The sequence below is a fragment of the Pseudomonas sp. HUK17 genome, assembly GCF_001566765.1.
Genome location: NZ_LSMW01000003.1, coordinates 56,021 through 82,462 on the forward strand (window position 1 = coordinate 56,021; position 26,442 = coordinate 82,462).

The 26,442-nt window shown below is 68.1% G+C and carries 23 protein-coding genes, 1 other RNA gene and 1 riboswitch; of the genes, 19 read left to right on the forward strand and 5 right to left on the reverse strand.

What is annotated here, in order from left to right:
* Nucleotides 1-788 precede the first annotated feature (788 nt).
* The 7 genes from cobG to AX284_RS01805 all read left to right on the forward strand — a co-directional run bounded on the left by cobG (nt 789) and on the right by AX284_RS01805 (nt 8,085).
* The gene (cobG, locus tag AX284_RS01775; RefSeq protein ID WP_082731491.1) at nt 789-2,075 is read left to right on the forward strand and encodes a precorrin-3B synthase; all 1,287 of its coding nucleotides are present in this window, start codon (nt 789-791) and stop codon (nt 2,073-2,075) included.
* Entirely contained in the window at nt 2,068-2,694 is a 627-nt protein-coding gene (locus tag AX284_RS01780; protein ID WP_017642945.1) for a precorrin-8X methylmutase, read from the forward strand. The genes cobG and AX284_RS01780 overlap by 8 nt, the downstream gene beginning before the upstream one ends.
* The gene (locus tag AX284_RS01785) at nt 2,694-3,434 is read left to right on the forward strand and encodes a precorrin-2 C(20)-methyltransferase (RefSeq protein WP_068383253.1); all 741 of its coding nucleotides are present in this window, start codon (nt 2,694-2,696) and stop codon (nt 3,432-3,434) included. Before AX284_RS01780 ends, AX284_RS01785 begins: the two co-directional genes overlap by 1 nt.
* Nucleotides 3,422-5,092 carry a precorrin-3B C(17)-methyltransferase gene (cobJ, locus tag AX284_RS01790; RefSeq protein WP_068383255.1) on the forward strand — a complete coding sequence of 557 codons (1,671 nt, stop codon included), beginning with the start codon at nt 3,422-3,424 and terminating at the stop codon, nt 5,090-5,092. The genes AX284_RS01785 and cobJ overlap by 13 nt, the downstream gene beginning before the upstream one ends.
* A 6-nt stretch (nt 5,093-5,098) precedes the next feature.
* A riboswitch (cobalamin riboswitch) is annotated at nt 5,099-5,245 on the forward strand.
* 31 nt (nt 5,246-5,276) lie between these two features.
* Complete coding sequence (locus AX284_RS01795; protein ID WP_068383257.1) at nt 5,277-6,293, forward strand: ABC transporter substrate-binding protein; 1,017 nt, start codon at nt 5,277-5,279, stop codon at nt 6,291-6,293.
* Nucleotides 6,290-7,324: a FecCD family ABC transporter permease gene (locus AX284_RS01800; RefSeq protein ID WP_068383260.1), complete on the forward strand. Its 1,035-nt coding sequence runs from the start codon at nt 6,290-6,292 to the stop codon at nt 7,322-7,324. Before AX284_RS01795 ends, AX284_RS01800 begins: the two co-directional genes overlap by 4 nt.
* Nucleotides 7,321-8,085, forward strand: coding sequence for an ABC transporter ATP-binding protein (locus tag AX284_RS01805; protein WP_068383262.1), 765 nt, complete (start codon nt 7,321-7,323; stop codon nt 8,083-8,085). The genes AX284_RS01800 and AX284_RS01805 overlap by 4 nt, the downstream gene beginning before the upstream one ends.
* On the opposite strand, the gene AX284_RS01810 is transcribed toward AX284_RS01805, so the two are convergent.
* Nucleotides 8,070-8,588: an Mpo1 family 2-hydroxy fatty acid dioxygenase gene (locus AX284_RS01810; RefSeq protein ID WP_068383263.1), complete on the reverse strand. Its 519-nt coding sequence runs from the start codon at nt 8,586-8,588 to the stop codon at nt 8,070-8,072. The genes AX284_RS01805 and AX284_RS01810 overlap by 16 nt on opposite strands.
* A gap of 143 nt (nt 8,589-8,731) precedes the next feature.
* Here AX284_RS01810 and AX284_RS01815 point away from each other — a divergent pair, with 143 nt between their 5' ends.
* From AX284_RS01815 to AX284_RS01835, 5 genes are all read left to right on the forward strand, one after another.
* Nucleotides 8,732-9,586, forward strand: a complete 855-nt coding sequence (locus AX284_RS01815) for an IclR family transcriptional regulator domain-containing protein (RefSeq protein WP_068383265.1) — start codon at nt 8,732-8,734, stop codon at nt 9,584-9,586.
* 118 nt (nt 9,587-9,704) lie between these two features.
* Nucleotides 9,705-11,081: an MFS transporter gene (locus AX284_RS01820; RefSeq protein ID WP_236712128.1), complete on the forward strand. Its 1,377-nt coding sequence runs from the start codon at nt 9,705-9,707 to the stop codon at nt 11,079-11,081.
* Nucleotides 11,082-11,205: 124 nt separating this feature from the next.
* Nucleotides 11,206-12,324: an ABC transporter substrate-binding protein gene (locus AX284_RS01825; protein WP_068383267.1), complete on the forward strand. Its 1,119-nt coding sequence runs from the start codon at nt 11,206-11,208 to the stop codon at nt 12,322-12,324.
* Entirely contained in the window at nt 12,321-13,379 is a 1,059-nt protein-coding gene (locus AX284_RS01830) for a FecCD family ABC transporter permease (protein WP_017642955.1), read from the forward strand. The genes AX284_RS01825 and AX284_RS01830 overlap by 4 nt, the downstream gene beginning before the upstream one ends.
* Nucleotides 13,376-14,173: an ABC transporter ATP-binding protein gene (locus tag AX284_RS01835; protein WP_068383269.1), complete on the forward strand. Its 798-nt coding sequence runs from the start codon at nt 13,376-13,378 to the stop codon at nt 14,171-14,173. Before AX284_RS01830 ends, AX284_RS01835 begins: the two co-directional genes overlap by 4 nt.
* 25 nt (nt 14,174-14,198) lie before the next feature.
* Here AX284_RS01835 and AX284_RS01840 read toward each other — a convergent pair whose 3' ends face one another.
* Nucleotides 14,199-16,325 carry a TonB-dependent siderophore receptor gene (locus AX284_RS01840; RefSeq protein WP_064308423.1) on the reverse strand — a complete coding sequence of 709 codons (2,127 nt, stop codon included), beginning with the start codon at nt 16,323-16,325 and terminating at the stop codon, nt 14,199-14,201.
* A 244-nt stretch (nt 16,326-16,569) separates the two neighbouring features.
* Between AX284_RS01840 and AX284_RS01845 the strand changes: the two genes are divergently transcribed.
* The gene (locus AX284_RS01845; protein ID WP_068383271.1) at nt 16,570-17,508 is read left to right on the forward strand and encodes a class I SAM-dependent methyltransferase; all 939 of its coding nucleotides are present in this window, start codon (nt 16,570-16,572) and stop codon (nt 17,506-17,508) included.
* A gap of 145 nt (nt 17,509-17,653) precedes the next feature.
* Here AX284_RS01845 and AX284_RS01850 read toward each other — a convergent pair whose 3' ends face one another.
* The 3 genes from AX284_RS01850 to AX284_RS01860 form a co-directional block, all read right to left on the reverse strand.
* Nucleotides 17,654-18,850 carry a serine hydrolase domain-containing protein gene (locus AX284_RS01850; RefSeq protein WP_068383272.1) on the reverse strand — a complete coding sequence of 399 codons (1,197 nt, stop codon included), beginning with the start codon at nt 18,848-18,850 and terminating at the stop codon, nt 17,654-17,656.
* A gap of 132 nt (nt 18,851-18,982) precedes the next feature.
* Nucleotides 18,983-19,993 carry an AraC family transcriptional regulator gene (locus AX284_RS01855; RefSeq protein WP_068383274.1) on the reverse strand — a complete coding sequence of 337 codons (1,011 nt, stop codon included), beginning with the start codon at nt 19,991-19,993 and terminating at the stop codon, nt 18,983-18,985.
* 105 nt (nt 19,994-20,098) lie between these two features.
* Nucleotides 20,099-20,317: a VF530 family DNA-binding protein gene (locus AX284_RS01860; RefSeq protein WP_017642961.1), complete on the reverse strand. Its 219-nt coding sequence runs from the start codon at nt 20,315-20,317 to the stop codon at nt 20,099-20,101.
* A 207-nt stretch (nt 20,318-20,524) separates the two neighbouring features.
* On the opposite strand from AX284_RS01860, the gene AX284_RS01865 reads away from it, so the two are divergent.
* From AX284_RS01865 to AX284_RS01890, 6 genes are all read left to right on the forward strand, one after another.
* Nucleotides 20,525-21,373, forward strand: coding sequence for a CoA transferase subunit A (locus tag AX284_RS01865; RefSeq protein WP_068383276.1), 849 nt, complete (start codon nt 20,525-20,527; stop codon nt 21,371-21,373).
* Nucleotides 21,374-21,376: 3 nt separating this feature from the next.
* Nucleotides 21,377-22,162 (forward strand): CoA-transferase subunit beta, encoded by a 786-nt coding sequence (locus tag AX284_RS01870; RefSeq protein WP_068383278.1) that lies wholly within the window; start codon nt 21,377-21,379, stop codon nt 22,160-22,162.
* On the forward strand, nt 22,159-23,373 hold the full coding sequence (gene pcaF, locus AX284_RS01875) for a 3-oxoadipyl-CoA thiolase (protein WP_068383280.1): 1,215 nt from the start codon (nt 22,159-22,161) through the stop codon (nt 23,371-23,373). The genes AX284_RS01870 and pcaF overlap by 4 nt, the downstream gene beginning before the upstream one ends.
* Before the next feature lie 244 nt (nt 23,374-23,617).
* Nucleotides 23,618-24,910, forward strand: a complete 1,293-nt coding sequence (locus tag AX284_RS01880; RefSeq protein WP_017642965.1) for an MFS family transporter — start codon at nt 23,618-23,620, stop codon at nt 24,908-24,910.
* A gap of 61 nt (nt 24,911-24,971) precedes the next feature.
* Nucleotides 24,972-25,047, forward strand: a non-coding RNA gene (locus AX284_RS01885) — sX9 sRNA.
* A gap of 23 nt (nt 25,048-25,070) precedes the next feature.
* Nucleotides 25,071-26,429 carry a 3-carboxy-cis,cis-muconate cycloisomerase gene (locus tag AX284_RS01890; RefSeq protein WP_064308419.1) on the forward strand — a complete coding sequence of 453 codons (1,359 nt, stop codon included), beginning with the start codon at nt 25,071-25,073 and terminating at the stop codon, nt 26,427-26,429.
* Nucleotides 26,430-26,442: the final 13 nt, after the last annotated feature.

The window sequence follows — 26,442 nt, forward strand, 5'->3', positions numbered from 1 at the left end:
CCCCCGACAGTCGTAGTGGTACCGCGTCGTTAGCTTTGACAACGAGCGCCAGACTGCCTTGCCGATTTTGGCCAGGGCCTATTAACTGCCGTAGGCCCAGTTATGCTTACGAGGGGTCTAGCAACGGTTCACATGCGTTAACCATACGGGTTGGGTCACTAGCCCTAAGCTTCCGTGCAGTTCGGAAGCTTCACGAAGCTGTTGCCAGTCAAGCGTGTCCCTTACGGGATAGGACATTGTCGATCGGGCTTCACACCCCAGGGTTGGCCCCCGACGCATGCCGATGTAGTGAACTGGCAGGTACATGCCAGGCTCGGTACTTCCTATGTCAGCGAAGTTGAGCAATGCACAGCGGAGCGGTTGCTCCGTGCTTGGACGAGATACCCTAACGTCTCACGACGTTGGCAGGGGCCAAATGAGACCAAGGCATCCCAAAGATGGATTGACCCCTTGCGGGGTCAAATCACCCGCAGGGAGTCTTGTTACATTTAGATACAATTTCCTTGGCGGAAACTGCTCTCTGTTACGTCTGATTGATCAATTTATAGCCAAAAATGGCCAAATTTGAGACGTACTTACCCTGGCAAGCAGGGATCGCATTGTCCCCACAAGTGGGTCGAATCAGGCGCGGCAGAGCCGGCTCTCGTGCTTTATTTAGGCTTCAAACCCCTGTAGAACAAGGGTTTCGGCGCCAAGACTAAGCTGGTCGACCAAGCACAACACGAGCATACGTGTCGCACCAAAGCGGGCATAATAACGTCTTTCCCCGTTCAGCCCGACCTTCCGCCGTGAATCCTCCGTCTCCTTCCGCCCTCGTCCCGCGGCCTTCGGCCTGTCCGGGCCTGCTGCGCATCGTGCCCGCGCGCGATGGCGGCCTGTGCCGGGTGAAGTTGCCGGGCGGGCGACTCATGGCAGGCCAGGCGCGAGCGATCGCCGCCGCCAGCGAGCGCTGGGCGAACGGGGTACTCGAGCTGACCAATAGGGCCAACCTGCAATTGCGCGGCGTGCGCCCGGACGGCGCCGACGCCCTGGTGGCCGCGCTGCAGGCCGCCGGTATGGGTCCGGCCGATCCGGCCGCCGACGACGTGCGCAATCTGCTGCTCAGCCCGGCGGCGGGGCGTGATCCGCAGCAGCTGCGCGACGTCCGCCCCCTGGCCGCCGAATTGCTCGCCCTGCTGGAGGGCGACCGCCGACTGCATGGGCTGTCGGCCAAGTTCGCCCTGCAACTGGACGGCGGCGAAGCCCTGGCGCGGCTCGATCATCCCCACGATGTCTGGCTGTCGGCTCGCGCCGAGGGCTACGTGCTCGGTCTCGCCGGTATCCCGCTGGATGCGCCGGTTGGACTGATCGTCCCGGGCCAGGAGGTGGCGACCGTGACGCGGTTGCTGCATCGCTTTCTCGATCTCGCCGGTCCCGAGCAGGGCCGCATGCGCCAGCTGCTGGCGCAGCGTCCGGTCGCAGAGGTGGTGGCCGGCCTGGATCTGCTGCCGCCTCCCACGACCTCCCGCGCGCCGGCGCGCAGCGTGTTGCGCCTGGGGTGCCATCCACAGCGTCAATCGGGCCTCTGCTGGGTCGGTGCCCAGCCCGCGTTGGGGCGGCTGCCGGCCATGACCCTGGCAGCGGTCGCCGACCTGGCCGAGCACCAGGGCAATGGCGAACTGCACCTCACCCCCTGGCAGGGCCTGTTGCTGCCCGATGTGCCGGTCGACCAGGCCCAGGCGCTGCTCACGGCCTTGACCACCCTGGACCTGACCACCGACCCTGCCGCACCCCTGGCCCGGCTGATCGCCTGTACCGGCAGCCAGGGCTGCGCCAAGGGCCAGGCCGACACCAAGGGCGATGCCCTGCGCCTGGCCGAGCGGCTGCCGGCGGACCTGGAGGTGCATCTCTCCGGTTGCCCGCGCAGTTGCGCACTGGCCGGCCAGGCGCCCCACACCCTCTTGGCGGTGGCCCCCGGTCGCTATGACCTCTTCGTGCGCGACGCCACCCAGCCCGGTCCGGGCCGGCGGCGCGCCACCCACCTTTCTCTCGACGAGGCCGCCGCCTGGCTGGCCCGGAGTCCTAGTGATGCTTGAATACGAACGCGACGGCCAGGCGATCTATCGCCAATCCTTCGCCACCATCCGCGCCGAGGCCGATCTCTCGGCCATCCCCGCCGACCTGGAAAAGCTCGCCGTGCGGGTGATCCACGCCTGCGGCATGGTCGACGTGGTCCAGGACCTGGCCTTTTCCCCGGGTGCCGGCGCGGCCGGTCGCGCGGCCTTGGCGGCCGGCGCGCCCATCCTCTGCGATGCCCGCATGGTCGCCGAGGGCGTTACCCGCACTCGCTTGCCGGCCAACAATCAGGTGATCTGCACCCTGCACGACGAGGGTATCCGCGAGCTGGCCGTGGCCCAGGGCAACACCCGCTCGGCGGTGGCCCTGGAGCGCTGGCGGCCGCACCTGGCCGGCAGCGTGGTGGTGATCGGCAACGCCCCCACGGCGCTGTTCTATCTGCTGGAGATGCTCGATGCCGGGGCGCCCAGGCCAGCGCTGATCCTCGGCATGCCGGTGGGCTTCGTTGGTGCCATGGAGTCCAAGGACGCCCTGGCCGCCGACAGTCGCGGCGTGCCCTACGTCATCGTCCGCGGCCGCCGTGGCGGCAGCGCCATGGCCGCGGCAGCGGTCAATGCCCTGGCCACGGAGGTGGAGTGATGGCCGGCCGCCTGCTCGGCCTGGGCGTCGGCCCCGGCGATCCGGAACTCATCACCCTGAAGGCCCTGCGCCTCCTGCAGGGCGCGCCGGTGGTGGCCTATTTCGTCGCCAAGGCCAAGGCCAACGCGGGCCAGGGCGGCAATGCCTATGGCGTCATCGAAGGCTATCTGCTGGACGGCCAGCAGCGCCTGCCACTGGTCTATCCGGTGACCACCGAGAAGCTGGCGCCGCCGCTGTCCTACGAGACGGTGATCGCCGACTTCTACGACACCGCCGCCGCCCAGGTGGCCGACCATCTGGACGCCGGCCGTGACGTGGCGGTGATCTGTGAAGGCGATCCCTTCTTCTACGGCTCCTACATGTACCTGCACGACCGCCTGGCCGAGCGCTACGAAGCCCAGGTGGTGCCGGGGGTCTGCTCCATGCTCGGCGGTGTGGCCATGCTCGGTCTGCCGCTGGTCTATCGCAACCAGACCCTCACGGTGCTTTCCGGGGTGCTCTCCGCCGAGGAACTCAAGGCGCGCCTCGCCAGCGCCGACGCCGCCGTGGTGATGAAGCTCGGGCGCAATTTCGAGAAGGTGCGCCAGGTGTTGCGCGACCTGGGCCTGGACGAGCGTGCCCGCTACATCGAGCGCGCCACCATGGACAACCAGCGCATCGTCGCGCTGGACGCCGTCGAGCCCATGGCCTCGCCGTATTTCTCGCTGGTGGTGGTGCCGGGGGTGAAATGGAAGGGTTGAGCCCGGCCATCGTCATCCTCGGCCCCGGCGCCCTGGCCACCGCCCGCCGCCTGCAGGACGGCCTGCCGGGCAGCCTGGTGCATGGCCTGGCCGGGCGGGTCGAGGGCGATGTCAGCTACAACGCCTTCGGCGACCACCTGCGTGACCTCTATCGCCAGCAGCGGCCCTTGGTGGTGCTCTGCGCCGCCGGCATCGTCATCCGCACCCTGGCGTCCTTGCTGGATGACAAGACCGCCGAGCCGCCGGTCCTGGCGGTGGCCGAAGACGGCAGCGCCGTGGTGCCGCTGTTGGGTGGTCTGGCCGGTGCCAACCGTCTGGCTCGCCAGCTGGGTACCTTGCTGGACGTGGCCCCGGCCATCACCACCAGTGGCGAACTGAGATTCGGCACCTGCCTGCTCGATCCACCGGCCGGCTATGCCCTGGCCGACGTCGACGTGGCCAAGCATCGGGTGGCCGATCTGCTGGCCGGCGCCCCGGTACGCATCGAGGGCGAGGCGCCCTGGCTGGATGAGGTACCCCTGGCTCGCGATCCCGAGGCGCGGCAGCGCATCCTGGTCTCGCCCCTGACCAGCGCCGACGACCATACCCTGCTGATCCATCCCCGCGCCGTGCTGGTGGCGGTACGCGCCGATGCCACCGCTGCCGCCGTCACCGAACTGCTTGCCAGCACCGGCTATGCGCCAGGTGCCGTGGCGGTGCTGCTGGCGCGGGCGGAAGACATGGCCGCGCCCGGCCTGGTCGAGCTGAGCCAGGCGCTGGATGTGCCGTTGAGATTCGTCGACGTCAACACGCCGGACTTCGCCCTGACGACGGTGGAACGTGCCCAGGAGCGGGGCATCGCCCTGCACCTGCATGACCGGCCGCTTGACGCCGAGGACCTTGGCCAGCGGCGTGGCCGCCTCAGCGTGGTGGGCTTAGGCCCCGGTGCGGCCGAACTCATGGCACCGGTGGTACGCCGCGCCCTGGACCAGGCCGAGGACGTCCTCGGCTACGCGACCTACGTGCAGATGGCCGGTCCCTTGCGTCCGGACCAGCTGGCCCATGCCAGCGACAATCGCGAAGAACTGCAGCGCGCCCGCCATGCCTTCGAACTGGCCGCCAGCGGGCGCCAGGTGGTGATGGTGTCGTCCGGCGATCCGGGCGTCTTCGCCATGGCCGCCGCGGTGCTGGAGGTGCTGGAGGGCGCCGCTGACCCGCGCTGGGCGGCGGTGGAGCTGGAGATCCTGCCGGGCATCACCGCGGCCATGGCCAGCGCCGCTCTGGCCGGGGCGCCGCTGGGCCACGACTTCTGCCTGATCTCCCTGTCCGACAACCTCAAGCCCTGGACGGTGATCGAGCAGCGCCTGCGCCAGGCCGCAGCAGCGGACCTGGCCATGGCCTTCTACAACCCCATCTCCAAGGCCCGCCCGCACCAGTTGGAGCGGGCGCTGGACGTCTTGCGCAGCTGCCGTCCGGCGAACACCCCGGTGATCCTTGGTCGCGACGTCGGCCGTCCGGGTGGCGGTCTCGAATACACCAGCCTCGGCGCCCTGCGCAGCGACATGGTGGATTCGCGCACCCTGGTGATCCTCGGCTCCAGCCATACCCGGCGCTTTCCGCGGGCCGACGGCGGCGAATGGGTCTATACGCCGCGCTGGTATGATCCGGAATTGTTATAAAGTAACATTTAATGCTTGAATCCTGGTCGCCGCTGGCCCACCCTCGGCGACCTTCCTGTTCCCTGGCGGGAAGCCGGTGAGAGTCCGGCGCGGTCGCGCCACTGTGAGCTTCGTAAGAAGCGAGCCAGACCTCGCCAGGGGACACCCATCATCCACAAGGGACGCGTCATCCCAAGGAGAGTCCATGTTTCGCCGTCTTCTGCCGCTGCTCAGCGCCGGCCTGCTGTCCGTATCCCCCCTCGCCACCCAAGCCGCCACTGCCTATCCACTGACCGTGCACAACTGCGGCCGTGACCTGGTCTTCGAGCGCGCGCCCCAACGGCTGGTCAGCCTGGGCCAGGCCAGTACCGAGTTGCTCTTGCGCCTGGGCGTGGGCGCGCGCCTGATGGGTACCGGGGTCTGGTTCGGCGGCCTGCCGAAGGACCTGCAGGAGGAGGGCAAGGGCATTCCGCGCCTGGCCGACAACGCGCCCAGCTTCGAAGCCGTGGTCGGGACCCGGCCGGACCTGGTGGCGGCCCAGTACACCTATCACGTCGGCCCGGGCGGCGAGGTGGCGGACTTCCCGCGCTTCGCCAAGCTGGGCATCGCCGCCTATGTGGCGCCCAGCGATTGCGAGGGCAAGGCGGTGACCGCCGATTCCAACAGCGACGGCAGCCGCAGTGCGCCCTTCGACATGAATCTGGTGACCCGCGAGGCCCAGGAACTGGCGGCCATTCTCGATGTGCAGCCGGCCGGCAAGCAGCTGGTCGCCGAGCTGGACCGCCGCATCGCCGCCGCTGGCGGGCAGGCCAAGGCCGCCGGGGTCCAGGGGCGTTCGGTGCTGTTCTGGTTTTCCAGTCCGCGGCTGGAAGGGGATCCCTGGGTCGCCGGCAACCTCGGCGCGCCGGCCTGGATCGCCCGGGCCTTGGGCCTGCGCAACGTGGTCGACAGCGCCGAGGAATGGCCGGCGGTGAGCTGGGAGCGCATCGCCAGTCTGGACCCTGACTATATCGTCGTGGCGCGCATGGACCGTCGTCTCTATCCCGCCGATGACGTCGACAAGAAGCTGGCCTTCCTGCGCAGCGATCCCCTGACCCGCGAATTGCGCGCGGTGCGCGAGAACCACCTGCTGGTGGTGGACGCCCCGACCCTCAATCCCTCGCTGCGGGTGGTGGACAGCGTCGAGACCCTGGCCGCCGATCTAGCCAAGCCGCAACCATGAGCCTGCCCCTGGCAGCCGAGGGGGCCCGGCCCTGGCGCTGGCTGCTGGGCCTGACCGCCGTGCTGGCGCTGGCGGCGAGCGTGGTGCTGGCGGCCTCCTTCGGCGAGATGCCCATCGCCCCGCTGACCAGTCTGCAGGCCATCGCCAACGGCCTGGGCCTGGGGCCCTATCCGGTGGAGCGCATCGTCCAGGGCATCGTCTGGGAATACCGCCTCAGTCGCGCCCTGGTGGCGGCCTGCTGCGGCGCCGGCCTGGCGGTCTCGGGTGCCATCCTCCAGGCGCTGCTGCGCAACGCCCTGGCTGAACCCTATGTGCTGGGGCTGTCGGCAGGAGCCTCCACCGGTGCGGTGCTGGTGATGCTGCTGGGCGTCGGCGGCGGGGTGCTCGGCGTCTCCCTCGGCGCCTTTCTCGGCGCCGTGCTGGCCTTCGCCGTGGTGCTGCCCTTTCTGGGCAGTGGCGGCAGCACCCGCATCATCCTCGCCGGGGTGGCCGCCTCCCAGCTGTTCAATGCCCTGACCGCCTATATCGTCGCCACCGCGGCCAACGCCGAGCAGGCGCGCAGCGTGATGTTCTGGCTGCTCGGCAGCCTGGCCGGGGTGCGCTGGCCGGACGTCTGGCTAGCCGCCGGGGTGGTGCTCGCGGGGCTGCTGGTGTGCCTGGCCTGCGCCCGGGCGCTGGACGCCTTTGCCTTTGGCGAGGACGCCGCCGCCAGCCTCGGGGTCGCTGTGGGGCCGCTGCGCCTGCTGCTGCTGGCGGTCACCGGCCTGATCACCGCCTGCCTGGTCAGCCTGGTGGGCGCGGTGGGCTTCGTCGGCCTGGTGATTCCCCATGTGGCACGTTTCCTGGTCGGCCCCGGGCATGGCCGGCTGCTGCCCACCTGCGCGCTGATCGGCGCCCTCTTCATGGTGCTGGCCGACATCGTCGCCCGCACCCTGGTGGCCAAGCAGACGCTGCCCATCGGCGTGGTCACCGCCCTGGTGGGCGCGCCGGCCTTCGCCTTCATCCTCTATCGCGCGCGGGAGGTCCGATGAGCCTGGCCGCGCGGGACGTGGCCTGGAGCGCCGGCGGCCAGCCGATCCTCCGCGGGGTGACGCTGGCGGTGCCGCCCGGCGGGGTACTGGGGCTGCTCGGCCCCAATGGCTCGGGCAAGTCCAGTCTGCTGCGGCTATTGGCCGGGCTGCGCCGCCCGGAGCAGGGCCGGGTCAGCCTCGACGAGACGCCCCTGCAGGACCTGCGTCGTCGCAACCTGGCGCGCCGGGTGGCCCTGGTGGAGCAGCAGGCCGGTACCGAGGCCGATCTGTCGGTGGCCGAGGTGGTGCGCCTGGGGCGCACGCCCCATCGCGGCCTGCTCGACGCCTGGAGCGCGCGCGACGCCGAGGTCTGTCAGCGCGCCCTGGCCCAGGTCGGCCTGGTCGACAAGGCTACCCGCCGTTGGCACAGCCTCTCGGGTGGCGAACGCCAGCGCGCCCAGATCGCCCGCGCCCTGGCCCAGGAGCCCAGCGAACTCCTGCTGGACGAGCCCACCAATCACCTCGATATCCAGCACCAGCTGGAGATCCTCGGCCTGGTCCGCCGCCTGCCGGCCACCTGCGTGCTGGCCATCCACGATCTCAACCTGGCCGCGCTGTTCTGCGACCGCCTGGCGGTGCTGCGCGACGGTCGCCTGGTCGCCGAAGGCGCCCCGGCCGCGGTGCTGACGGCCGAGCTGATCCAGCAGGTCTGGGGCGTGAAGGCACAGGTGACGCTGGACGGCCCCGACGGTCGGCCGACGATCCGCTATCGGCTGGATTGACGGCGCCGTACCGGGCCAGCCCGCTCTTCGATCGCCTGCCTGAGCTGCGGGCGACCACCCAGCCAGAAGACCGCTTCGGTGGTGATGAACAGCGGACCGATGGCCAGGCCGGCGAGGTCGTCGAGAAAGGCCGGCTTGCGCCCCTCGTAGTGGTGACCGACGAACTGGATGGCCCAGCCGACCAGGAACAGACCCAGCCCCCAGCCCAGCCAGACGCCCGTGGCCTGGGCCGCCAGCGCGGCACCCAGCCAGAGGGCAAGACCAAGCAGCACGCTCATCAGCAGCCCCAGCGGCCGATCCAGGCGCAGGTAGAAGACCGCCACCGCCCCGGCCAAAGGTACCGCGGGCGACAGCGGCCAGCCGGCCAGGCTGAAAACCGGTCGCGACAGCAGGATGGCCACCGCCAGCACGATCAGCAGGATGCCGGGAAAGTGGCTGGCGATGTTGCGCGGATCGCGGTGGTAGCTCGCGTATTGGCTGAGATGATCTTCCAGGGTCTTCATCGGCAGGCATCCAAGCGGCTGGGCGGGAAGCCTCAGCATGCACCGGGAAGACCCTGCGCGTCAGCGGGCACCAGGAGAAATGCGATTGCGATAATCGCCCCCTCGCTCGATAATCGATCAAAAGCCTGCCGAGGACCGGTCCGATGGACGATAACCGCACCGCTCACGCCACGGGCCTGCCGCCACTGGCCGCGCCGCCCATCATCGCCTCGCCGGCCAAGCGCATCGAAGCCTTTACCGGTGACCCGAATTTCATGACCTCTTTGGCCCGCGGCCTGGCGGTCATCCATGCCTTCCAGGAGCGCAAGCGCCAGCTGACCATCGCCCAGATCAGCCATCGCACCGAGATCCCGCGCGCCGCGGTGCGCCGCTGCCTGCATACCCTGATGAAGCTGGGCTACGTCACCACCGACGGCCGCACCTACTCGCTGCTGCCCAAGGTGCTGACCCTGGGACACGCCTATCTGTCGTCGACGCCGCTGGCGGTCACCGCCCAGCCGGTGCTCGATCGCTTGAGCGAGCAACTGCACGAAGCCTGCTCCATGGCCACCCTGGAAGGCGACGAGATCCTCTACATCGCCCGCTCGGCGACGCCGCAGCGATTGATCTCGGTGGACCTCAGCGTCGGCAGCCGGCTGCCGGCCTATTGCACCTCGATGGGCCGCATCCTGCTCGCCGCCCTGGACGATGCCGCCCTGCACGACTACCTGGAACACGCCGATCTGCAGGCCAAGACCAGCCGCACCCTCTATCAGCCGCCAGCGCTCATCGAGTGCCTGGGCCAGGTGCGCCAGCAGGGCTACGTCATCGTCGACCAGGAGCTGGAGGTGGGGCTGAGATCCCTGGCGGTGCCCCTGAGAGACGCCGCCGGCCAGGTGCTGGCGGCACTCAACGTCGGCACCCACGCCAGTCGGGTCAGTCGCCAGGAACTGGAGACGCGCTTCCTGCCGGTGCTGCTGGCGGCCAGCCAGGAATTGAGTACCCGGCTGTTTCACTAGCGAATCCGGTCGATTATCGGCCATATCGTCGATAATCGAATTGTCAGCTGTTCGGAGTTGGGCTTAACGTCGGCGCAGTGGCGCACTACGCCGATAACAACAACACGAGCAGACCACCATGACGCAAACCCTCGCGGGCGCCGTGCCCCTGGCCGACCATCTGGCCACGGCGACAGCCGGCACCCTGGACGTCCAGCAGTTCATCAATCGCCAGGCGCTGTCCGCCTACCAGTGGCGCATCGTCGCCCTGTGCTTTCTCATCGTCTTCCTCGATGGGCTGGACACCGCGGCCATGGGCTTCATCGCCCCGGCGCTGTCGGTGGAGTGGGGCATCCCACGCGCCAGCCTGGGGCCGGTGATGAGCGCCGCCCTGGGCGGCATGGTCTTTGGTGCCCTGGGTTCCGGCCCGCTGGCCGATCGCTTCGGGCGCAAGGGCGTGCTGGTGGTCGCCACCTTCATCTTCGGCGGCTTCAGCCTGCTGTCGGCCTTCAGCGCCAACCTCGAACAGCTGGTGATCCTGAGATTCCTCACCGGGCTGGGCCTGGGCGCGGCCATGCCCAACGCCACCACGCTGCTCTCGGAATACACCCCCGAGCGCCTCAAGTCGCTGCTGGTGACCAGCATGTTCTGCGGCTTCAACCTGGGCATGGCCGGCGGCGGCTTCGTCTCGGCCTGGATGATCCCGGCCTACGGCTGGCACAGCCTGCTGGTGCTGGGCGGTGTGCTGCCCCTGGCGCTGGCCGTGGTGCTGCTGCTCTGGCTGCCGGAGTCGGCGCGCTATCTGGTGGTGCACGGCAAGAGCGCCGAGCGCATCCGCCGGGTATTGGCGCCCATCGGCCGCGAGGCCACCGAGGCCCGGCACTTCGTGGTGCCCGAGCAGAAGTCGGTCAAGACCGGCAACGTCTTCGCGGTGATCTTCAACCGCAACTACAGCGCCGGCACCCTGCTGCTGTGGCTGACCTATTTCATGGGCCTGGTGATCGTCTACCTGCTCACCAGCTGGCTGCCGACGCTGATGCGCGACGCCGGCGCCAGCCTGGAGCAGGCCGCCCTGATCGGCGCGCTGTTCCAGTTCGGCGGGGTGCTCAGCGCGGTGTTCGTCGGTTGGGCCATGGACAGGTTCAACCCGCACAAGGTGATCGGCCTGTTCTATGCCCTGGCTGGGATCTTCGCCTACTGCGTCGGCCAGAGCCTGGGCCAGGTCGCCCTGGTGGCCACCCTGGTGCTGGTGGCCGGCATGTGCATCAACGGCGCCCAGTCGGCCATGCCCTCGCTGGCGGCGCGCTACTACCCGACCCATGGCCGCGCCACCGGGGTGTCCTGGATGCTCGGCATCGGCCGCTTCGGCGCCATTACCGGCGCCTGGATGGGCGCGACCCTGCTGGGCCTGGGCTGGACCTTCACCCAGGTGCTCACCGCACTGCTTCTGCCCGCGGGTCTCGCGGCCCTGGCCGTGCTGATCAAGGGCGTGGTCAGCCACGCCGACGCGACCTAGCGTCGACGGCTTCCCCTTTGCCGGTGGCGGGCGCTAGGCGCAGGCGCTGCCACCGCGTAAAGTTGCACCCTTTGCACGCTCCGCAGTCACCCGGCTAGAGCGGTGCAGACGTCCAAGGGGTTCCATGAAAGGTTTCGCTCGCCGCGGGCAGTGGGCTGTCCGGCTGGTAACGCTTATCGCTTGCTTTCTGATTGCTCCGGCCTTCGCCGAGACGCGCCAAGTCACTGACGTCCTCGGGCGTACGGTGACCATCGACGCGCCGGCCAAGCGCGTGGTGCTGGGCTTCCACTATGGCGACTACCTGGCGGTCGGTGGCGAGCACGCCTTCGACGCCGTGGTCGGTGTCTCCCGCGGTGCCTGGGAGCGCAAGGTGCCGGCCAACTGGGCGCTCAACGTCGCCCACCGGCCCTCCCTGGCCACCCTTCCCGATGTGGGGGAGACGGAAAACAATAGTTTTTCCGTGGAGAAGGTGCTCGCTCTAAAGCCGGACCTGGTGGTGCTGGCCGCCTGGCAATTCCAGGCGCTGGACAGCGAGGTCAAGCGCCTCGAACAGCTCGGCATCCCGGTGGTGGCGATCGATTACAACGCCCAGACCCTGGAGCGCCACCTGGCCTCCACCCGCTTGCTCGGCATCATCACCGGCCAGGAGGCACGGGCCGCCGAGCTGGCCGATTTCTATGCCAAGGTGGTGGAGGACATCCAGACCCGCATCGCGGCCGCTCATCGTCCGAAGCCGCGGGTCTATGCCGAGTTCGGCAACAAGGGGCCGGCCGAGTACTCCTTCACCTATGGCCGCAACATGTGGGGCGCCATGGTCACCCTGGCCGGCGGCGACAACATCGCCGCGCCCTTCATCCAGTGGTGGGGGGTGATGAATCCGGAGCAGGTGCTCATGGCCCAGCCAGAGGTCATCTTCATCTCCGGGCGCGAGGACAACAGCAATCCCACCGCCTTGCCCATGGGCCCCGGCGTGACCGCCGATGACGCCCGCAGCCATCTGCGCGCCTTCATGCAGCGACCGGGCTGGAGCAATCTGCCGGCGATCCGCGACGGGCGTCTCTATGGTGTCTACCAGGGTGCCTCGCGCAGCCTGGAAGACTTCGCCATGCTGCAGTTCATCGCCAAGCAGCTCTATCCGGATCTGTTCCAGGACATGGATCCCATGGCCAACTACCGTGAGTTCTACCGCCGCTACATGCCGATCCAGCCCCAGGGCACCTTCGCCATAGGCCTGAACCCATGAGCGCTTCCTCACCCTCCAGCCACGCGGACGCCATCGCCGACCAGCGCGCCCGCGAGCGGCGGCGCTGGCGGGCCTGCGGGGTGTTTCTGCTGCTGACCCTGGCGGGTCTGGTGCTGGACATCGCCACCGGGCCTTCGCTGCTTTCACCGCTGGAAGTGCTCAAGTCCCTGACCGGCCTCGGCGAGCGTCAGCCGATGACCGACGCCATCGTCCGCGACCTGCGCCTGCCGGTGGCGCTGATGGCCCTGGCGGTGGGCGCCGCCCTTGGCGCCGGCGGAGCGCAGATGCAGACGCTGCTCAACAATCCCATGGCCAGTCCCTACACCCTGGGCATGGCGGCTGCCGCCGGCTGTGGCGCGGCCCTCAGCCTGGCACTGGGCAGCTTCGGCCTGGGCGCGCTGATCGGGGTGCCGCTGGGCGCCTTCGTCTTCGCCATGCTGGCGGCGCTGTTCCTTTTCGCCCTGGCTTCGCTCAAGCGCACCGGCAGCGACACCATCATTCTCGGTGGCATCGCCCTGCTGTTCCTGTTCCAGTCATTGCTGTCGCTGGTGCAGTTCCTCTCGTCGCCGGAGCTTTCCCAGCAGATCCTCTTCTGGCTGTTCGGCAGCCTCGGTCGCGCCACCTGGACCACCCTGGCCATCGTTGCCGGGGTGACCCTGCTGTGCTGCATTCTGCTCTTGCGCGATGCCTGGAAACTGGCTGCCCTGCGCCTGGGCGAGGCGCGGGCCGAGAGCCTGGGCGTGGACATCCGCCGCCTGCGCCTCAAGGTGCTGATCCTGGTGGCGGTGATGACCGCCACGGCCACCAGCTTCGTCGGGGTGATCGGCTTCGTCGGCCTGGTCGCGCCCCATATCGCCCGCTGGCAGGTGGGGGAGGATCAGCGCTTCCTGCTGCCACTGTCCGCCATCTGCGGCGCCCTGATGCTGTCCTTCGCCTCGGTGCTGTCCAAGTCCATCCTGCCCGGGGCGCTGTTTCCGGTGGGCATCGTTACCGCCATCGTCGGGGTGCCCTTCCTGCTCTGGCTCATCTTCGCCCCGCGCAGGTCCAGCCTATGATCCGCCTCCATGACCTCGCGCTGAAGCGCGGCGACCGCACCGTGATTTCCGGTTTGAGCACCGAGCTGCATCCCGGCCAGGTCCATGTGATCCTCGGCCCCAACGGCACCGGCAAGACCACCCTGCTGCGCGCCCTGGCCGGGGACCTGCCGCTGGCGGCCGGCCATATCGAACGCGGCGAGCGGCGGCTGGTGGCAGGTGCTTCGCTCCGCGCTCAGCGCGAGGGTTGGCGCCAGGGCGTGGCCTATATGCCCCAGGATTCCCATGCCGAGGCGGCGCTGTCGGTGCTGGAGACGGTGGCCATGGGCAGCCTGGAACGGCTGACCCTGCATCTGGACGATGAGCTGCTGGAACGGGCGCTGGGCAAGCTCGACGAGGTGGGGATCGGCCATCTGGCGTCGCGCCAGCTGGGCACCCTGAGTGGCGGTCAGCGGCAGCTGGTGTTCTTCGCCCAGGTGCTGATGCGCGAACCCGAGGTGATGCTGCTGGACGAACCGGTCAGTGCGCTGGATCTGCGGCACCAGATCAACCTGCTCGATCGGGTACGCCACGAGACCCGGCTGCACCAGCAGGTGACCGTGGTGGTGCTGCACGACCTCAACCTGGCCTGCCAGTACGCCGATTCCCTGCTGGTGCTGGTGAACGGTGGCCTGCTGGCCGCCGGGCGACCCGCGGCCATCGTCACCGCCGACCTGCTGGAGGCCACCTACGGCGTGGCGGTGGACATCCTGCAGGACCGCCAGGGCCGTCCGGTGGTCCAGCCGCTGACCGGCCAGGCCTTCACCGAGGCCTGACCGCAGGGTTGCAGAGGGTGGGGCGTCAGAAGGTGTAGGTGAAACCGGCCTGCACGGTACGCGGCTCGCCCGGATAGCTGTAGGCGTTCCAGGAACTCTCGTCGTAGCCCTTGTTGAAGACGTTGCGCACGTCCAGGTTCAGTCGCAGGTGCTCGTCGACCTTGTAGAAGCTCAACAGGTCGGTGACCGTGTAGCTGTCCATGGTGTAGTCGCTGGCAATTGTTTTCTGGCCTTCGCGTTCACCCACGTACTTGAGGTTGGCGCCCAGTCCCAGGCCGCGCAGCACGCCGTCATGGAATTCGTAGACGTTGAGCAGATTGACGGCATTGCGCGGGATATTGGTCAGGCGCGTACCGCGGACCAGGGTGTTGTCCTTGGTGACCTCGGCATCGGTGAAGGCGTAGCCGCCGAGGATGCGCCAGTTGGGCGTCAGGTCGCCGGTCACGTTGACCTCGAAGCCGCGGCTGCGTACCTCGCCGGCGGCGACGTTGAAATTCGGATCGACCGGGTCCAGGGTCAGGACGTTTTCCTTGACCGTATGGAAAATCGCCGTGTCGACGCTGAGGCGGCCGTCCAGCGCCGCCCACTTCATGCCCACTTCGTAGGCCTTGCCTTCCTCGGGGTCGAAACCGCCGCCCAGGCGCGCCGCGCCGGTGTTGGGTTTGAACGACTTGGAGGCGCTGGCATAGAGCGCCAGTTCCGGGGTGAGGTCGTAGCTGACGCCCAGGCGCGGGGTGACGGCGTTGTCGGCGTTGGACCAGCTCTGACCACCGGCGACGAAGTTGTCGTAATCGTGCTCGAAGCGCTCCAGGCGCACGCCACCCAGCACCTTGAAACGCTCGGTGAGGGCGATCTGGTCCTGCACGAAGGCGGCCCAGGTCTTGAGGGTCTCGTGGTCATGGGTCGGCGTACGGGTCAGGGCCGGACGCGGCTGACCAAGGACCGGATTGACCAGGTTGACCGCATAGACACCGGTGCCGCCGGGGGAGCGCTGGATGATCGACTGATAGTCATAGTCTTCCACCTCGATCCCGGTGATCAGGGTGTGACCCAGGCCAAAGGTGTCGAAGCGACCGGTCAGGTTCAGCTGCAGGTCGCGATCAGTCCACTCCAGCTTGCGGTAGTTGAAGTTGCGGCCCAGGGTCACGCCGTCGGCTTGCACGCCGTTGGCTTCCACGGCATTGCCCTTGAGGCTGCCGTCCAGGTACTGGAAACCACCCGCCAGGGTCCAGGCGTCGCTCAACTGGTGCTCGAAGCGCAGCTGATAGGTCTCGCTGTCGCTGTGCAGCAGGTTGGTGGTGCCCTTTTCCCAGGCATTGGTGGAACGACTGGCCTCGGCGCGCTGAGTCAGGTAGTTGGTGCGGCCGCGATCCAGCGGGGCGTTGCTGCGGATGATGTCCGCCTCGAAGGTGATGAGGGTGGCGTCGGTGGCCTGCCAGCTCAGCACCGGGGCGACTTCGTAGCGCTCGGTGTGCACGTCGTCGCGGAAGGTGTCGCCGCCCTCGGCGATCAGGTTGAGGCGATAGGCCAGGCGGCCGTCCTCGTCCACCGGGCCGGTGGTGTCCAGGGTGCCGCGTTTCTGGCCCTGGTCGGTGAACTGGCTGCCAAGGGTGGTCTTGCGCTCGCCCAGCGGCTGCTTGGTGACCACGTTGAAGGTGCCGCCCGGATCGCTGCGGCCATAGAGGGTCGCGGCCGGGCCGCGCAGGACCTCGACCCGTTCCAGGGTGGCGGCATCCGGCGCGCTGGGATAGCCACGATTCATGGGGAAGCCGTTGCGGAAATACTCGGAGCTGGTGAAGCCGCGCACCGTGTAGCTGGTCAGGCCCTGGCCGCCGAAGTTGTTGCCGCGGCCGACGCCACCGGCCTGGTCCAGCGCCTGCTGCAGGCGGGTGGCGGAGAGATCGTCGAGGGCTTCGCGGGAGACCACGCTCACCGACTGGGGCGTCTCGTGCAGCGGGGTGTCGGTACGGGTGGCACTGCTGGAACGCTCTGCCTTGTAGCCCTGCACCGGCCCGGTGGGCGATTCGGCCGCGCCGACGATGGTGAGCTCGGACAGGGCTTGGGGCGAATCTTCCGTCTGCTCCTGGGCATGACCAGTGAGGGGGAGGGCACAGAGGGGCAGCAGATAGAAGGCAGGAACCAGCCGGCGCATTGTTGTTGTCCTGGGATTCGGGGAGGCGGATTCTAGAGCGCCTGACAAAGTGGATACAACTGCGAGTCGTTACCGCCTGAGACATATTTTCATCGGACTGGTCGGTTCGTGGGGGAACTTGTCTGCCGAAGGGCACGAAGGGTGAGTCGCAGAGGACGGTTGCCGGGCTTGCCGCAGCGGGCCTCGGGAGGCGACGCCGGCGCTTTTGCCGTAGCATGCCGCTCCTTTGCCGTCGTGATCGCCCATGAATACCGCCACCCTTGCCCGCCTTACCGACCTGCTCCTGGTCGCCCTCGATCCGCCCCCTGCCGAGGCGCGCCGACTGGTGCACGGCCGTGGCCGGTTGCTGCCGGGGTTGGAACAACTGACCGTCGACTGGCTGGAAGGCGTGGTGCGGGTAGGGCTGTTCCGCGAAGTGCCCGCGGTCGAGCTGGAGGCCCTGCGCACGACCCTCACGGCTCTGGGCGAGACCCCGGCGTGGCGCGCCAGTGGTGCCCAGAGCCTGCTGCTGCAGCATCGTTACCGCCTGGATGCCGCCAGCGAGGCGCTGATCGGCGCGCCGGTGGGCGAGCACGTCATCCATGAGGACGGCCTGACATTCGGCCTGGACCTCTCCCGTCACCAGAACATGGGGCTGTTCCTCGACATGCGCCTGGGCCGCCGCTGGGTGCGCGAGCAGGCCACCGGCCTGCGCATCCTCAACCTGTTCGCCTACACCTGTGGTTTCTCCGTAGCGGCCTTGGCCGGCGGCGCGGCCCAGGTGGTCAATCTGGACATGGCTCGCGGGCCCCTGACCCGCGGCCGCGAAAATCATCGGCTCAATGGCCACGACCTGGGCAAGGTCAGCTTTCTCGGCCACGAACTGTTCAAGTCCTGGGGCAAGGTGCGCAAGCTGGGGCCCTATGATCTGGTGATCGTCGATCCGCCCAGCTTCCAGCAGGGCAGCTTCGCCCTGACCAAGGACTATGCGCGCATCCTGCGCCGGTTGCCGGAGCTGCTCACCCCTGGCGGGCGAGTGCTGGCCTGCGTAAACGATCCCGGTGTGGGGGCGGACTTCCTCATCGCCGGCATGGCCCAGGAAGCACCGGGACTGGCCTTCGTCGAGCGCCTGGCCAATCCACCGGAATTCGCCGACGAGGACCCCGAGGGCGGCCTCAAGGTACTGGTCTTCGGACAGTCCTGAGCCTGGCGTTGCCGTGATACCCGGCGCCGATGAGGCAGGCACTGGCACAGGTACCGCAGGCACACATCGTTACGGCAATCCCTCCGCAGACCGCTCTCCACTGCCAGAGCCCCATCGCGCCGAGGAGCCGCCCAGGGCGCGCTTCTCAGGCTCTGCGGTGAGCCGCGAGCGCCTCATAAACGGCCGTTTCGAAGTCCAGGTAACCCTTGACCGAAGGCGGATCGACGAAGGGCAGGATCTGCGTGGCCCAGAAGCCACCGATGCCGTTCTGCCGGTCGATCCAGTAGTAGAGGTTGGCCAGCCCGGCCCAGGCCAGGGAGCCGGCTGGGCGACCGGTCGGGGCATCGGTGTCGTTGATCATGAAGGTCAGTCCCCAGGACTTCGCCATGCCGGGAAAGAATTCGGCCGGGTTGGACAGGTGGGGAATGACACCGGGCAGGCCCCTGATCTTCAGCGCGCCGAGTCCGTTCGCCGCGGCCATCCGCACGGTCTCCGGCCTGAGCACCCGGCCGTCGGGGCCGTCGCCGTCGTTGAGCCACAGGCGGATGAACTTGGCGTAGTCCAGGGCCGTCGAGTAGAGGCCGTGCCCGCCCATGAAGACCTCCGGCTCCTGCGGTAGCACGAAGTCGTCGAGAGGAGCGAGTTGGCCGGTGGCGTCGCGCTGGTGCAGGGTGGCGAGCCTGTCGCGCATGTCGGCGGTAAGCACGAAGGCGGAATCATGCATCCTCAGGGGAGCGAAGATCCGCTCCGCGAAAACTTCGTCCAGGCGGCGGCCAGTGATGCTTTCCACGACCAGACCGGCCCAGTCGATGTTCGAGCCGTATTCCCATCGTTCGCCCGGATCGAAGAGCAGCGGCGTTTCCAGGGCGGCGCGGGTAGCGGTGATGACGCTGGGTTGGCCGTGCTCGGTGGCGAGGCGCTGGTAGTGCGCATTGAAGAAGTCGTAACCAAAGCCTGCCGTGTGCAGCAACAGCATGCGGGTGGTGATGGCTCGCCGCGGCGCACGCAGGCGCGGTTGGCCATCGTCGGCAAAGCCTTCGAGCACCTGCAGCTTGCCGATGGCGGGCACATAGGTGCTGGCGGGCGCATCCAGGTCGAGCAGGCCCTGCTCCACCAGTTGCAGTACCGCGGTCCCGGTAATCGCCTTGGTAGTGGAGAAAATCGCGCACAGGCTGTCGGGCGCCATGAGGTCGGCACTGCCTAGGGTGCGCCTGCCGGCGGCGCCCACATAGAGATTGCCGTGCCGGTTGGTTACCACGGCGGCAACGCCGGGAACGCCTGGGGTGCTCTCGACTGCCCTGGCCAGGATCGCGTCCGCGGCCGTTTTGAGAGTGTCTGCCATCGTCTGATCTCGCTCTGGCGCTGGTTTACGCGCCCGGTCGGGCGCGCGTGGCGAGATCTTGCGATGACCAGGGTCCGGGGTGATATCCGGCCTCGGCAGGCGCTGTCTGCCATCGGCAGATAGCCGAGACGGTCAGGCGGTGCCGCGGCGCAGGGTGTCTGAAGGTCGCTCGCCGAAACGCAGGCGATAGCTGCGGGCGAACTCGCCCATGTTGATATAGCCCCAGGCCGCGGCGATGGCGGACACGCTGGCACCAAGTGGTGCGGCGCTCAAGACTCGGCGCGCCCCTTGTAGGCGTTGCTCGCGCAGGAAGGCGCTGGGTGGATAACCGCGAAAGCTCTTGAAGGCGGCACTCAGGGTGCGGACGCTGGTGCCCACGGCGCGGGCGACATCGGCCATGGTGGGCAACTCGGCAGCATGCTCGATCATGAATTGCTCGGCGGTGCGGACCGTGCGCGGGGCCAGGCGGTGGCAGGGATCGTTCAGGTCCAAGCCGGCGCGCAAGGCCCACTCGTTGAGCAGGCGGACGCAGATGGTCTGCTCCAGGTGTCGAGCGAGCGGCCCCTGGGTGAGCCGTTCCGGCGCCTCGGCGATGGAGCGGGCGACGTAATCCATCAGCCCCAGCCAGCTGGATTCCGCGCCGCCCAGACCCACCTTGGCCTGCCAGAGCGCATCGCCGGGATTGAAGCCGAACCAATCGAGGGCGGTCCGCTCCAGTAATTCGTGGGGAATGGTCAGGTTGAATTGCAGATGGTCGGGATCGAAGTCGACCCAGTAATCGGTCCGACTGCAGTCGACGACGAAGGAGCTGCCCACCGGAGTTTCGACCGCCTGTTCGCGATCCACCCAGTGCCGCGCGGTCCCGCCGATGGTAGTGGCGACGAAGGCGTTGCCGGCGTCCTGGTCCCAATCCTTGATGTGTACCGGGATGCCATAGGCGAAGCGGGTGGCGGTGATGGCGCCGATCTTCGCCAAGTGCATCGTCGAAGCCGGGGCGATGTGGCGACCGATGGGCGCCACGTCGTAGGGCATGTACACCTCGCTCGACCAGGCCTTGATCTCGTCCCAGGCGTTGGAGAAGACCTTGTGGTGCTGGGCGATCGGCCGCCCTTGAGCATCGACGAGCAGTGCTTTCTCGAGCATGTCCTGTCTCCCTGCCGGCGTATTCGCCTACGGCGCAGTGGTTCGTTCGACTATAGGGCAGGGTTGCTGCGGTGTCGACAGGGGCGAAAGGCTCTAGTCAGGCTATTAGCGCCGGGGCAGGCGCCGGTAAAGCTGCTCGACCTTTTCCCGCGCCCAGGGCGTGCGGCGCAGGAAGGTCAGGCTGGATTTGATACTGGGCTCATGGGTGAAGCAGCGCAGCGGGATGCGCCGACCGAGTTCTTCCCAGCCGTGATGCTCCACCAGGCGGGTGAGCAGGGCTTCGAGGGTGATGCCTTCGAGGGAGGCGCGGGGCTTGTCGGACATCGGCTGGGCTCTGGATGAGGGGAGGGCAGTGTAGCCGCTGCAACAGCGCGCTGCGCGTCGAAGGGGTCGACAGCCCATAAAGCGATGCTGTTCGATAATCGAACCCTTAGTCGATTATCGGATTGTTTGCGCGGATGGGGCTTTGTAGTCTGACTCCAGACCGCCGCACCGGGCGGCGCCGACAACAAAGACGCGAGTCGACAATCCATGGCCCAGATCCTGTCCCTGAGCGAAGCCATCCAGCGCTTCGTCCACGATGGCGAGACCGTCGCCCTCGAAGGCTTCACCCATCTCATTCCGACCGCCGCCGCCCACGAGCTGATCCGCCAGAGCCGGCGCGACCTGACCCTGGTGCGCATGACCCCCGACCTGGTCTATGACCTGCTGATCGGTGCCGGCTGTGCCAAGCGGCTGATCTTCTCCTGGGGCGGCAACCCCGGGGTCGGCTCCCTGCACCGGCTGCGCGATGCGGTGGAAAAAGGCTGGCCGCACAAGCTGGAGATTTCCGAGCACAGCCACGCGGCCCTGGCCAACGCCTATGTCGCCGGCGCCTCCAACCTGCCCTTCGCCGTCCTGCGCGGCTACCAGGGCTCGGACCTGGCCAAGGTCAATCCGGACATCAAGACCATCGCCTGCCCCTTCACCGGCGAGCAGCTCGCCGCGGTGCCCAGCGTGCGCCCCGACGTCACCGTCATCCATGCGCAGAAGGCCGACCGCCAGGGCAACGTGCTGATCCAGGGCATCCTCGGCGTACAGAAGGAAGCGGCCCTGGCCGCCCAGCGCTGCATCGTCACCGTGGAGGAGATCGTCGACGACCTGCAGGCGCCGATGAACGCCTGCGTGCTGCCGACCTGGGCGCTCAGCGCCGTCTGTGTGGTCCCGGGCGGGGCGCATCCGTCCTATGCCCACGGCTACTACGAGCGGGACAACCGTTTCTACCAGGCCTGGGACCCGATCGCTCGCGACCGCGACACCTTTACCCAGTGGATCGACACCTACATCCGCAGTACCGCGGACTTCGCCGCCTTCCAGGCGAAGCTGGCTGCGGAGGCCTGAATCATGAGCGACTTCACCACCAATGAAATGATGACCGTGGCTGCGGCACGTCGCCTTGGCAATGGCAGCGTCTGCTTCGTCGGCATCGGCCTGCCATCCACCGCGGCGAATCTGGCACGCCTGACCCATGCGCCGGACGTGGTGCTGATCTACGAATCCGGCCCCATCGGTGCCAAGCCCTCGGTGCTGCCGCTGTCCATCGGCGACGGCGAGCTGGCCGAGACTGCCGACACCGTGGTGCCCACCGGCGAGATCTTCCGCTACTGGCTGCAGGGCGGACGCATCGACGTGGGCTTCCTTGGTGCGGCCCAGGTCGACCGCTTCGGCAACATCAATACCACGGTGATCGGCGACTACCACCAGCCCAAGGTGCGTCTGCCCGGCGCCGGCGGGGCCCCGGAAATCGCCGGCTCGGCCAAGGAGGTGCTGATCATCCTCAAGCAGTCGCACCGCAGCTTCGTCGACAAGCTGGCCTTCATCACCTCGGTGGGCTTCGGCGAGGGGGGCGATCACCGCCAGCAGCTGGGCCTGCCGGGCAAGGGTCCGACCGCCATCATCACCGACCTCTGCATCATGGAGCCGGAGGCCGGCACCCACGAATTCGTGGTGACCGCCCTGCATCCGGGTGTGACCCGCGAACAGGTGGTGGCCGCCACCGGCTGGGCCATCCGTTTCGCCGACCAGGTCGCCACCACCGCAGCGCCGACGGTGACCGAACTCGACGCCCTGCGTGATCTGCAGGCCAGGACCAATGCCGCCCATGGCGGTCAGAAAGGAGCTGAGGAATGAGTCGCCCAGTCTATATCTGCGACGCCATTCGGACCCCCATCGGCCGGCTCAACGGCGGTCTCTCGGCGGTACGTGCCGACGACCTGGCGGCCATTCCGCTCAAGGCGCTGCAGGAGCGCAATCCCCAGGTGGACTGGACGGCGGTGGACGAGGTGTTCATGGGCTGCGCCAACCAGGCCGGGGAAGACAACCGCAACGTGGCGCGCATGGCGGTCTTGCTGTCGGGACTACCGGAAACGGTGCCGGGCGTGACCCTCAATCGCCTCTGCGCCTCGGGCATGGAAGCGGTGGGCCAGGCCTATCGCGCCATCGCTCTGGGCGAGATGGAGCTGGTGATCGCCGCCGGGGTGGAATCCATGACCCGCGCGCCCTATGTCATGGGCAAGGCCGACAGCGCCTTCGGTCGTGGCCAGAAGCTGGAAGACACCACCCTGGGCTGGCGCTTCGTCAATCCGGCGATGAAAGAGGCCTATGGCGTCGACAGCATGCCGGTCACCGGTGACAACGTCGCCGCCGACTATGGCGTCAGCCGCGCCGACCAGGACGCCTTCGGCCTGCGCAGCCAGCAACGTGCCGCGGCGGCCCAGGAATCCGGCTACTACGCCGAGGAAATCGTCCCGGTGACCCTCAAGGGCAAGAAGGGCGACGTGGTGGTGGAGCGGGACGAGCATCCGCGTCCGGACACCACCGTAGAAGGCCTGGCCAAGCTCAAGCCGGTCAACGGTCCGGACCGGACCGTGACCGCGGGCAACGCTTCCGGGCTCAACGACGGCGCCTCGGCCATCATCCTGGCCTCGGCGGACGCGGTGAAGAAGCACGGCCTCACGCCCCGCGCCCGGGTGCTGGGCATGGCCAGTGGTGGGGTGGCGCCGCGCATCATGGGCGTCGGTCCGACCCCGGCGGTGCGCAAGCTGCTGCAGCAGTTAAACCTGCCCATCGAGGCCTTCGACGTCATCGAACTCAACGAAGCCTTCGCCGCCCAGGGCCTGGCCGTCCTGCGCGAGCTGGGCGTGGCCGACGACAGCCCCAAGGTCAATCCCAATGGCGGCGCCATCGCCCTGGGTCATCCCCTGGGCATGAGCGGCAACCGCCTGGTGCTCACCGCGGTGCACCACCTGGAAAAGACCGGCGGCCGCCTGGGGCTCGCCACCATGTGCGTGGGCGTCGGCCAGGGGTTGGCGCTAGCGGTGGAGCGGGTGGACGGGATCTGAGGCTTTGTCGCAGCGACAAATCGCGGCCATGGCGGTCCGCCGATGCGGCCGCTCCTACACGTGCCGCGCCTGTAGGAGCGGCCCATGGCCGCGATTCTCGGGGCCGATCGTAGAGCCTTTGCTTGAGCAAACAACCAAATCTCATTCACCCCATGCCCACACCTCCTGTAACCGCGTGTGTCTCTCCTGGTCCGATGGCGGTAGGCTGTCCTCCGTCCATCCATACCTATAATTAAGGATCTCCATGAGCACTCACCCGCATTACAGCTTCGAGGAGCGCAAGAAGCGCATCTTCGCCATCGTCGGCGCCTCGTCCGGCAATCTGGTGGAATGGTTCGACTTCTACGTCTACGCCTTCTGCTCCATCTATTTCGCCGCCGCCTTCTTCCCCAAGAGCGATCCCACCGTGCAGCTGCTCAGCACCGCCGGGGTGTTCGCCGCGGGCTTCCTCATGCGGCCCCTGGGCGGCTGGATCTTCGGGCGCGTCGCCGATAAGTACGGTCGGCGCACCTCCATGGTCATCTCCATCCTGATGATGGGCGCCGGCTCCCTGGCCATCGCCTGCCTGCCCACCTATGCCAGCATCGGCGTCGCGGCGCCGGCGCTGCTGCTGCTCGCGCGCCTGTTGCAAGGCATCTCGGTGGGCGGTGAATACGGCACCACCGCCACCTACATGAGCGAGGTGGCGCTGCGTGGCCAGCGCGGTTTCTTCGCTTCCTTCCAGTACGTCACCCTGATCGGCGGCCAACTCCTGGCCGTGCTGGTGGTGGTGATCCTGCAGCAGGTCCTGAGCGACGCCGATCTGCGCGCCTGGGGCTGGCGGATTCCCTTCCTGGTCGGTGCCGCCGCGGCGGTGATCTCGCTGTTCCTGCGTCGTTCGCTGGAAGAGACCACCACCGCCGAGACCCGCGCCAACAAGGAGGCCGGTACCCTGAGCGGCCTGTTCAAGCATCACAAGGCGGCCTTCTTCACCGTGCTCGGCTACACCGCCGGCGGCTCGCTGATCTTCTATACCTTCACCACCTACATGCAGAAGTACCTGGTCAACACCAGCGGCATGGACGCCAAGACCGCCAGCGCCGTGATGACCTGCGCCCTGCTGGTGTTCATGCTGATGCAACCGCTGTTCGGCATGCTCTCCGACCGCATCGGTCGGCGCGCCTCCATGCTGCTGTTCGGTGGCCTGGGCACGGTCTGCACCTGGCCGATCCTCACCGCCCTGGCCAGCGTCCAGAGTCCCTTCGTGGCCTTCCTGCTGATCTGCCTGGCCATGGCCATCATCAGCCTCTACACCTCCATCAGCGGCCTGGTGAAGGCCGAGATGTTCCCACCAGAGGTGCGCGCCCTGGGTGTGGGCCTGTCCTATGCGGTGGCCAATGCGATCTTTGGCGGCTCGGCGGAATTCGTCGCCCTGAGCTTCAAGACCCAGGGACACGAAGAGGTGTTCTACATCTATGTCTCGGTGATGCTGGCGGTGGCCTTCCTGGTCAGCCTGCGGCTGCCGCGGCAAGCTACCTACCTGCATCACGACCACTAGGAGCAACCAACAAAACTACTGCGCGTCCGCCATGCGGGCGCGTGCAGTGCTCGGAATCCTCATGTACCCGTCGTACATTCCGGTTCCTGCGCGCCGCTCGCACCCGCCTGACAACCGCTCGCTACGCTTTGTTGGCTGCTCCGCCACTTGAGGAATCCCCATGTCCAACCTGCTGTTCGACGCCTACTTCACCAGCGCCGCCATGCGCGCGGTGTTTTGTGACCACGGCCGACTACAGGGCATGCTGGACTTCGAGGCGGCCCTGGCGCGCGCCGAGGCGGCGGTGGGGGTGATTCCCCAGACGGCGGTGGCGCCCATCGCCGCCGCCTGCCGTGCCGAGCTATACGATGCCGCCGAACTGGCCCGGGCGGTGGTCAGCGCCGGTAATTCCGCCATTCCCCTGGTCAAGGCCCTGGGCCGGCAGATCGCCGCCCAGGATCCCGAGGCCGAGCGCCATGTGCACCGCGGTGCCACCAGCCAGGACGCCATGGACAGCGGCCTGGTCGTGCAGATCCGCCAGGCGCTGGACCTGCTGGACGCCGACCTGGCGCACCTGGCCGAGGCCCTGGCCATCCAGGCCGAGCGCCATGCCGGTACCGTGCTGGCCGGGCGCACCTGGCTGCAACATGCGACGCCCGTGACCCTGGGCATGAAGCTGGCCGGGGTGCTGGGCGCCATCACCCGTCACCGCCAGCGCCTGGCTGAACTGCGGCCACGGGTGCTGGTGCTGCAATTCGGCGGCGCCTCGGGCAGCCTGGCCGCCCTGGGCGCTGATGCCCTGCCGGTGGCCGAGGCCCTGGCCCGGGAGCTGGCGCTGAGCCTGCCGGAGCAACCCTGGCATACCCAGCGTGATCGCCTCGTGGAGGTCGGCACCTGGCTCGGCCTTGTAGCCGGCAGCCTGGGCAAGTTGGGGCGCGATCTGTCGCTGCTGATGCAGACCGAAGCCGCCGAGGTCTTCGAACCCTCGGCGCCGGGCAAGGGTGGTTCCTCCACCATGCCGCACAAACGTAATCCGGTGGGCGCAGCCGTGCTGATCGCCGCCGCCACCCGCGCGCCGGGTCTGGTCAGCACCCTGTTTTCCGCCATGCCCCAGGAGCACGAGCGCAGCCTGGGGCTTTGGCACGCCGAGTGGGAAACCCTGCCGGAGCTGTTCTGCCTGGTCTCTGGCGCCCTGCAACAGGCCCAGGCCATCGTCGCCGGCCTGGAAGTGGACGCCGCGCGGATGCAGGCCAATCTGGAACTGACCCACGGCCTGGTGTTGGCCGAGGCGGTCAGCATCGCCCTGGCTGGGCGTCTGGGTCGCGAGGCCGCCCACCATCTGGTGGAGCAGAGCTGCAAGCGCGCCGTCCAGGAGGGGCGTCACCTGCGCCAGGTGCTCGGCGACACGCCGGAAGTAACCGCCGAACTCTCCTGCGCCGAGCTGGATCGCCTGCTGGACCCCGCCCATTACCAGGGCCAGGCCCGCGCCTGGGTAACCCGCGCCCTGGCTGAACACCGCACCCTGCTTGCCCATCCCTAGACCAGAGGACTGC